The organism is Aliivibrio sifiae (assembly GCF_002954705.1).
Classification (GTDB): domain Bacteria; phylum Pseudomonadota; class Gammaproteobacteria; order Enterobacterales; family Vibrionaceae; genus Aliivibrio; species Aliivibrio sifiae_A.
The window spans coordinates 603,212-609,399 of sequence record NZ_MSCO01000002.1 but is presented as its reverse complement, the minus strand read 5'-3'; the positions used below and the strand labels follow the sequence as shown (position 1 = coordinate 609,399).

Annotated in this window: 6 protein-coding genes; all 6 read right to left on the bottom strand. The window is 36.4% G+C overall.

Translation table 11 applies throughout. The annotated features are described in order from the left end of the window. Window positions 1-730: 730 nt before the first annotated feature. The 6 genes from BTO22_RS13800 to BTO22_RS13770 all read right to left on the bottom strand — a co-directional run bounded on the left by BTO22_RS13800 (window position 731) and on the right by BTO22_RS13770 (window position 5,584). Window positions 731-1,009: a hypothetical protein gene (locus BTO22_RS13800; RefSeq protein ID WP_105055987.1), complete on the bottom strand. Its 279-nt coding sequence runs from the start codon at window positions 1,007-1,009 to the stop codon at window positions 731-733. A gap of 224 nt (window positions 1,010-1,233) precedes the next feature. Continuing rightward, the gene (locus tag BTO22_RS13795; RefSeq protein ID WP_105055986.1) at window positions 1,234-2,049 is read right to left on the bottom strand and encodes a DUF2726 domain-containing protein; all 816 of its coding nucleotides are present in this window, start codon (window positions 2,047-2,049) and stop codon (window positions 1,234-1,236) included. A gap of 728 nt (window positions 2,050-2,777) precedes the next feature. Continuing rightward, window positions 2,778-3,065, bottom strand: coding sequence for a type II toxin-antitoxin system RelE family toxin (locus BTO22_RS13785; RefSeq protein ID WP_017020028.1), 288 nt, complete (start codon window positions 3,063-3,065; stop codon window positions 2,778-2,780). Beyond that, window positions 3,055-3,306, bottom strand: coding sequence for a type II toxin-antitoxin system Phd/YefM family antitoxin (locus tag BTO22_RS13780; protein WP_017020027.1), 252 nt, complete (start codon window positions 3,304-3,306; stop codon window positions 3,055-3,057). Before BTO22_RS13780 ends, BTO22_RS13785 begins: the two co-directional genes overlap by 11 nt. Before the next feature lie 781 nt (window positions 3,307-4,087). Next, window positions 4,088-4,978 (bottom strand): hypothetical protein, encoded by an 891-nt coding sequence (locus BTO22_RS13775; protein WP_105055985.1) that lies wholly within the window; start codon window positions 4,976-4,978, stop codon window positions 4,088-4,090. 135 nt (window positions 4,979-5,113) lie between these two features. Further along, complete coding sequence (locus tag BTO22_RS13770) at window positions 5,114-5,584, bottom strand: GNAT family N-acetyltransferase (RefSeq protein ID WP_065611809.1); 471 nt, start codon at window positions 5,582-5,584, stop codon at window positions 5,114-5,116. Window positions 5,585-6,188: the final 604 nt, after the last annotated feature.

The window sequence follows — 6,188 nt, the reverse complement described above, 5'->3', positions numbered from 1 at the left end:
GATACAGACCTAGCTGAATTTTAACGCCTTAATCACTGAAACTAAAGGCAAACTGACAACGCCGAGTGTAGCAAATCGTGTTAATGCATTTGTTATACGGATTAACTTTCGCTTCCACTAACTTGACAAAGAATTGCTTTGAAAACGCCCACTGAATTAAATCGGTTGCTAGATCGTAACAATTCAAAGACTCAAGCAACAACAAAGTCGCAAGGTGCACGATTCATCATTTATGATATTTATTCAGCTTAAGCTAAAAAGTTAGAGAGTTGGAAGTAATAATCAAAACAAAGATAGCACTGATTGATATGGTAAAACATATACTTAAAAAGTGGCCCAGCTGCCAATCTGGGCCAAAAAACCACTATTTTATAGGATTAAGCCTTACTAAAAGGTTAAATAGTAGTTCTAATCAAAATTATTACGGTTGGAGTGGGCCATAATAAAAATAGGTTATAAGACAGAAATAGGTTCTATTTTTTCCTCGTCACGTTGCTAATCGATAACCGTAATTTATTATTATATGGATTCTATTTCTACTGTGAAATCTAACAGGTTTATCTCCGCTTTAAAGATTATTCACTACCGTATAACGCCTGCATAACACGTTTACTACTATGCAAATATACTTGAAATTGACACCTTAAAACGAGAAACACCCGGCAAACTGAGATTGCCGAGTGTAGTAAATCGTGTTGATGCATTTGTTATAAAACAGGGTTGAGTACAACTACATTAAGCCTATTAGTTGCAGAACCATTTCCAAATAATTATAAAATTCAGGATATTGTTCTAACAAATAGTCTGGAACATCAATTCCTGTAAGCTCCTCGACTAGTTCATCCCAATTATTTCGGATAAACTCTTCTACGTCACTCTTTGCACTATGAAGTTTGTCTTGCAGTTTATCAACAGCACTTAATGCATCTTCAAGAGTAACTACTACTTGATCACCGCCAGCAACAACTACGTCGTCTCCTGCCATAACACGATAAGTAATCTGATTCATTTCAATCCTTAATTCGAAATACAATTATGGAGTATCATATCAAATAGTTATTCTATATTCTGAGTAGAGTTCACAAGTTCATTTAATGGATATTGTTTTATAACGCCTGCATAACACGTTTACTACCAAGCAATTATACTCAATATTGACGCCTTAAAACGAGAAACACCCGACAACCTGGGATGCCGAGTGTAGTAAATCGTGTTGATGCATTTGTTATATGCTTACGCCGTAACTAACTTGATTTCTTGCATAAAATCATACTTTTGCATCAAAGTATCGGAATTCAGTCTTATTCTATGCAATTTGATACCAGCAACATTAAAGATATTATTTTTCTTATTATCCCTAATCCTTGCTTCAGCTGAGTCATGATAACAACTGTCAACTTCAAAGAAGAACTTAGGAGTGTGATCAGATGGGTCATATACAACAAAATCAATAATAGCCTTTAAGAAGTAATCTCGCTCACTACTTTGTAAGTGCGGTTTAATCTGTTCAAAATCAAAAATATTATTCACAGCTACATTTGGGTAAACGAAGAAATTTGGATACGTACTTTTTAACGCTTCATAAAATACTTCTTCTTGTTCACTTTTAAATAAAGGAATCAACCAATCAGTTCGAGCAAAACTTGAATGACTCTTATTGCTTACACTCGTTTCCTCAAATTTAGTCGTATTTATAGATGACTGAAAATTGAGAGCCTCTTCATAATGGTTACATATCTTAGAAAAAATTAAAGCTTCAGACTCACTCTGCTCTAAAGATGCCTTGAATCCTATTGATTCAATTTGCATAATTCCACTCTGAGATATTTCAAGATAGCTAGAAAGTACTAACTTAATATAATCATTACATAATTTAGCGATTAAAATACTTTTCTCTGTACCTGCATACTTTATAAACTCACTCTCAAGTAGAGCAGATATTCTCTTCCATTCTAGAGCATTATTCCTCAGCTGAGTTTGCTCATTCTTTACGAGTACAAGAATTTCAGCCCATGCTTGAGAGCCCATTAAAATATAAAACTTTTCCATTTCCTCTCCATAACTTGAACTGCATATAACGCTGGCATAACACGTTTATTACTATACAAACCAACCTGAATTAGCCGCCTTAATCACAAAACTAAAGGCAAACCCAGAACGCCGAATGTAATAAATCGTGTTGATGCGATTGTTGTGCGTGCTTACTTTCGGCTTGGTCAGCTTGGTAAAGAACTGCCCTGCCAAAATTTTCTAAGCGTTGATTTTAATTTACCAATGGCAATTAAGCGAACAAAATGTTTTTAAATTGCGAGATAAAGTAAATGGAAAACAAATACATTTCTTACGCCATTTGAACGGCTTGGTTTCAGCAGATTTGGAACTGATAAACCAAATATCCTAACCAGAACTGGGATTGAAAATGCTGCGAGAAAAACACTGATGCAGAATAAAATGAGGCATAACCAAAGAACAATTGAAGCGTAAAAATGCCTCTGAAACGCCTGAACTTAGGGAAATAAGGGCTAATTTGCCGAACCTGATGAAATGGAAACCAAAAGGCACCAAAGAAGAAATTCACGCTTACTAAGCCGAAACTACGAAAGCCGCGATTCTATTGATGAACCGTGCAAAAAATTTCGGACTCAGTACGCACAACGCCTGCATAACACGTTTGCTACGTACAGACTTAGTTGAAATTTACTGCCTTAATCACTGAAACTAAAGACAAACTGACAACGCCGAGTGTAGCAAATCGTGTTGATGCATTTGTTATACGGCTACCCAAAGCGTGAGGCTAACTTCTTGTAAACTGCATCTTTATCTCGTTTTCCAATAGCTAAAACATAGACAACAATTTCGTCATCAATAACCTCATAAGCTAAACGATAGCCTGCTGTACGTAATTTAATTTTATAGACAGAATCATAACCACGTAACTTTGATGCCGGCACATGAGGATTTTCAAGACGCTCAATTAGCTTCTTTTTAAACTGGCTTTTGATCGGTGGAGCTAATTTACTCCACTCTTTTTGTGCTGCTGGTAGGAATTTTAATTTATAAGTCATCGATATTTACTTCCACAGCGTCTGATAAATCAAGTCTGCGGCTTTCAACAAGCTTAGAAAGCTCGTAATCATCTAACATATCCATTAGAAATTCGTAAGTTTCAGCAGGTACTAGGTAAGCCGCTGGTTTATTGTGATTTAAAATAGCTATAGCAGAGCCATCAGCTTCGTTCAAAAGAGCTGTAGGATTTTTCTTTAACTCTGAAATACTTGCTGAACAATCAGCTAGAACTTGTCTCATAACGCCACCAAAATAGTATTAAATTAAGTGCTAATTTTAGACCTTTTTAATGTGAACTGCTACTTTTTCTTTTTGCCGTATAACGCCTGCATAACACGTTTATTACTATGCAAACCAACCTGAATTAACCGCCTTAATCACAAAACTAAAGACAAAGCCAGAACGCCGAATGTAATAAATCGTGTTGATGCGATTGTTGTGCGTGCTTACTTTTGGCTTGGCTAACTTGGTAAAGAACTGCCCTGCCAAGATTTTCTAAGCCCTGATTCTAATTTACCGGTAGTAATTAAGCGAACAAAATGTTCTTAAAATGCGAGATAAAGTAAATGGGAAACAGATACATTTCTTACGCCATTTGAACGGCTTGGTTTCAGAAGATTTGGAACTCAAAAACCAAATACACTAGACACAATTGGGATTGGAAATGCTGCGAGGAAAACACTGATGCAAACTAAAATGAGGCATAACCAAAGAACCATTGAAGCGTAAATTAGCCTCTGAAACGCCTGAATTTAGGAAAATAAGGGCTAATTTGCCGAACCTGATAATGACGAAAACCAAAAGGCAACAAAGAAGAAAGGAACGCTTACTAAGCCAAAACTACGAAAGCCGCGATCCCTTTGATGAACCGTGCAAAAAATTTCGGACTCAGTACGCACAACGCCTGCATAACACGTTTACTACTATGCAATCATACTTAATATTGACGCCTTAAAACAAGAAACACTCGGCAAACTGAGATTGCCGAGTGTAGTAAATCGTGTTGATGCATTTGTTATAACTACTCATCCTCGGGGTTACATGTTTCGCAGTTCCCTTCAACCTCGAAGCCATTGCAAGAATCACATGGTTCCATTTCAATAAAACCACCCTCTCTACAGTAGTAACATTTACGCCATAAACAAACACCAGCTTGACTTTTTTCATCATAAATTAATGATGGCGCTGCACATTCAGGACAAATATGATATTCCGTAGATAAAATCCCAATATCATTTAATTTATAATCACACGAAATACAATATGTATAAATTGGATATGACTCACCTTCATATACGATGAAATGACTATGTTCCTCGCACGAAGGGCACATTCCGATATAAAAGCCGCCACCTATTTTTACATTTAAAAATGAACTTTCGAACGCCACAATACGCTCTTGAATTGAATCTAGTGAAATACCATTTTGTTCGGCACTATAGCTACCCGTTTGAATAATTTTAAATGCAGGTTTTATAACTTTAAGATAAAGCTCAATCAAATTTTTAGTTAACTCTTCAGGCGATACTTCAATTGCAAAATGTTGAATTTTATTTCTTTCTGTTGCTAACTTATCTAACACTTTAATATTAGATCTTGCGAAAGACTCTGGATAATGTTTTTTCAGCTCTTGCCCTATACCTCGGATATCAATCGACTTACATTTATACAGCTCTTCCATTGTTGGCGACAATGGGCTGCTACAATGCTTAAATAATGAATTCTTATCAAAGATTGTTATCGGTTCAATTAACACCAAAATTTCTTTCAGAACCAACTCAGCGCCTTGAAATAAACATAAGAGTGCATGCTTATAAGCACTATTGCTATTTTCAGCCTCAGCTTTATTTAAAAACTCAAGTCCTTGTTCAATTGAATCTAAGGAATTTTCTATCAGTGTAAACTTTATCATATACCCTTCTTTGTAGTTATAACGCCTGCATAACACGTTTGCTACCATGCAGATTAAGCCCAAATTTACCACTTAATACGGTAAACTCAAAGAAACCTAGAATGCCGAATGTAGCAAATCGTGTTGATGCATTTGTTATGAGAATGTCTCACCCAGTGTGCACGACATAAATTGGCTGTGTGGATCTGGTTTGTAATCGGCAAAGGGATCACAATATTGAAAACCAAATTTTTCATAGAGATTACGAGCTGGTTTGAAGAACTCTTGTGAACCGGTTTCCAAGCTAATTTTCTTATAACCCCTATCCGATGAAACATTTAATACATGATTGAGAAGAAGCGTACCTACACCCAAATTTCGCGCATGATTAGAGGTTCTCATTGATTTCAGTTCCGCATGGTTTGAATCCAATTCCTTAATTGCTGCACAACCTAATAACTGCTCACCTTTCCAGCAGCTAAAGAACGTAATCTCAGGTACTTTTAGAGCGCTGACATCTAATGCGTGCACACTTTCAGGAGGAGACGTTGCATACATATCTTCCAGGTGTTCTTTTAATAACTGAACAACTTCACCGCCATTCAAATCATCTATTTTGATATCCATATTTAAAATTATCCCTTAATTCTCATAACGCTGGCATAACACGTTTATTACCATGCAAACCAACCTGAATTTTACCGCCTTAATCACAAAACCCAAGGCAAACCCAGAACGCCGAGTGTAATAAATCGTGTTGATGCGATTGTTGTGCGTGCTTACTTTCGGCTTGGCTAGCTTGGTAACGAACTGCCCTGCCAAGATATTCTAAGCCCTGATTTTAATTTACCAATGGTAATTAAGCGAACAAAATGTTCTTAAAATGCGAGATAAAGTGAATAGAAAACAGATACATTTTTCACACCATTTGAACGGCTTGATTTCAGCGAGTTTGGAACTTATAAACCAAATATCCTAACCACAATTGGGATTGAAAATGCCACGAGGAAAACACTGATGCAAACTAAAATGAAGCATAACCAAAGAACAATTGAAGCGTAAATTAGCCTCTGAAACGCGTGAACTTAGGGAAATAAGGGCTAATTTGCCGAACCTAATGATACGAAAATCAAAAGGCAACAAAGAAGAAATTCACGCTTACTAAGCCGAAACTATAAAAGCCGCGATCCTTTTGTTGAACCGTACAAAAAATTTCGGGCTCAGTACGCAC

Excerpts from the sequence above, each read along its gene's own strand:
- BTO22_RS13800 (WP_105055987.1), bottom strand. The coding sequence starts at position 1,009 with ATGAATCAGATTACTTATCGTGTTATGGCAGGAGACGACGTAGTTGTT.
- BTO22_RS13795 (WP_105055986.1), bottom strand. The coding sequence starts at position 2,049 with ATGGAAAAGTTTTATATTTTAATGGGCTCTCAAGCATGGGCTGAAATT.
- BTO22_RS13785 (WP_017020028.1), bottom strand. The coding sequence starts at position 3,065 with ATGACTTATAAATTAAAATTCCTACCAGCAGCACAAAAAGAGTGGAGT.
- BTO22_RS13780 (WP_017020027.1), bottom strand. The coding sequence starts at position 3,306 with ATGAGACAAGTTCTAGCTGATTGTTCAGCAAGTATTTCAGAGTTAAAG.
- BTO22_RS13775 (WP_105055985.1), bottom strand. The coding sequence starts at position 4,978 with ATGATAAAGTTTACACTGATAGAAAATTCCTTAGATTCAATTGAACAA.
- BTO22_RS13770 (WP_065611809.1), bottom strand. The coding sequence starts at position 5,584 with ATGGATATCAAAATAGATGATTTGAATGGCGGTGAAGTTGTTCAGTTA.